Here is a 2,072-nt window from a genome sequence, read left to right as displayed (position 1 = left end):
TTCTTGCGAAGCAAGGGGTCTCGGTCGGCGTGATCGATCTCGATCCGAAAGGGAACCTGCAGGCGATCCACCACCGACAGGCGGCGCTGACGACGGATGATTTCACGCGCCTCCCCGCTCAGATGGACGATACCACCCTGCGGGAGTCGCTGGTATCGATTGACGGTTGGCATCTGCTCCCGAGTGGCCGCATGCGCGACGGCCTGGACCCAGCCACCCTGCGCCGATTGGTGCATCCGTTTGCGCGGGCCTTCGATGTCGTCCTCATCGACACCAGCCCGTCTTCAGCCATCACGTATGCCGCGCTGGATTTAGCCGATCGAGTGGTGTTCGTGATGACGCCCGAGTGGATGGCGTTCAAGCGGTTTGTGGAGGAGTACGAACTGGTCCGGCACTTAAAATCGCCGGAACGCGTGGTGGTCTCCGTGAACCGTATCCGCAAACACGTGACGGAACATCGCCGCGCTTTGCGCCTGCTCGATGAAGCAGGCGTTCGGTCGGTGGTGGTAAACATGCCAGAAGACAAGCGGCTGTACCGTGCGCTCATGAGTGCCGGGCCGCTCATTGGCAGTCGTCCGGTGCAGGATGCGACCCTGCACGTGATCGAAGCGCTGCGGCTGGTGCCAGAGCGGTTGCCTGTGCGCCGCAGTCGCCGCTGGAGAAAGGCGGTGGCGACCCGATGAGAAAGAGCACGTTGTCATTCGTTTTGGGCCTCGTCTGCGCTGTGTGTGCGGGCGTCATCGGGTCGGTGGTCTTACTTCGCGCGGCGAATACGGAGACCGTTGTCGTGGCCACGAAACCCTTGTACCCATACACACGAATTGCGGCCGCTGACGTCACGACCGTCACGGTTCCAAAAACCGCTGGCATCACCGGCATGGCAACAAAACCTGACGCGGTGGTCGGGAAGTACCTCTCGTTCGCCGTGCCCAAAGGCGACCCGGTGACGGTGGCGGATTTGAACCCGTCCGGTGGAAGCTTTTCGACGTTTCTCACCCAGTACACGGAACGGACCGGAGAGACTGGCATGTTGATGGCGCTCCCCGTGCAGACGCCGCTCGCGTCGGTCGTGAACCCGGGAGAGAGCATCGCGCTTCTTGTGACGTCTCAAACCGCCAGCGGGCCGCTCCTCACCACGATTGAACCGGTGCCGGTGTTAAACGTGCTTGAATCTGCGAAAGGCGGCGCGCCCACGGCACTCCTCCTGTTTGTGACCGAGCAGGACTATCGCGTCCTCGCGCCTGCCATTTTGAACAACAGCGTCCAGATTGGCCTCATCCCCCAAAACGGATCGTTCACTGCACCAGAGACGATCTCCCTGTCCACAGCACCAGCACCTGCAACTGGGGCCGGGAACCCGGGAACCCGTGTCACGACGTCGCCGCCCCCGAATGCACAGACCCAAGCATCCGGTTCCAAGGCAGGTGGACGCTGATGGCCAGTGACAACACACAGACAGCGAATGACGTCGAGCGGCTGAAGGCAGCCGTACTCGGGGATCCCAGGATGCGCCAACCAGGCACAACCCGCACCCAGTGGCACGCGGTGCTGTACCGGATGTGTGCCGAACCGGAGACGTTTGTATCCCTGGCCGAGCGCGAACGGGTCATTCAAACGGTGCTCGACACTTGGTTTCAGTTTGACGCGCTCCAGTCCGTCATGGAGGATCCGCTCGTCACGGACGTTCACGTTATGGGTACGACCACGATTATCGAGCGAAACGGGCGCAAGTTTTCCGCGCCAAACGCACAGTTCCCTTCGGAAGCGGCGCTTTCGGAATTCATTGACCGGCAACTGGATGGCACGCCGTATGTCTACTCAAAGTCTGACCCGATGGCCGATGCAATGCTACCGGGCGGATATCGGATGAACATCGTCGGGGGTCCCGGCACCCGCTACAGCGTCCGCGATGCCGAAGGACGCATTCTCACGGAGCCTCGCACCATTGTCAGCATCCGCAAACCCATCTATCCGTTTACGCTCGATGACCTCGTACAACTGTCGCTGATGGATGCGCCAACCCGCGAATTCATTCGTCTGGTGATGCACCTTGGCGACAGTTTCATCGTCGC

The 2,072-nt window shown here is 61.2% G+C and carries 3 protein-coding genes; all 3 read left to right on the top strand.

Translation table 11 applies throughout. The annotated features are described in order from the left end of the window. On the top strand, nt 1-683 hold a 683-nt coding region (locus tag AC2VON_RS19065), incomplete at its 5' end, for a ParA family protein (protein ID WP_486954348.1). 104 nt (nt 684-787) lie between these two features. Next, nucleotides 788-1,435 (top strand): SAF domain-containing protein, encoded by a 648-nt coding sequence (locus AC2VON_RS19060; protein ID WP_486954347.1) that lies wholly within the window; start codon nt 788-790, stop codon nt 1,433-1,435. After that, on the top strand, nt 1,435-2,072 hold a 638-nt coding region (locus tag AC2VON_RS19055), incomplete at its 3' end, for a hypothetical protein (protein ID WP_486954346.1). The genes AC2VON_RS19060 and AC2VON_RS19055, both read left to right, overlap by 1 nt.

Source organism: Mycobacterium sp. TH-M82 (genome assembly GCF_057473605.1).
This window is presented reverse-complemented; position numbering and strand designations above follow the sequence as displayed.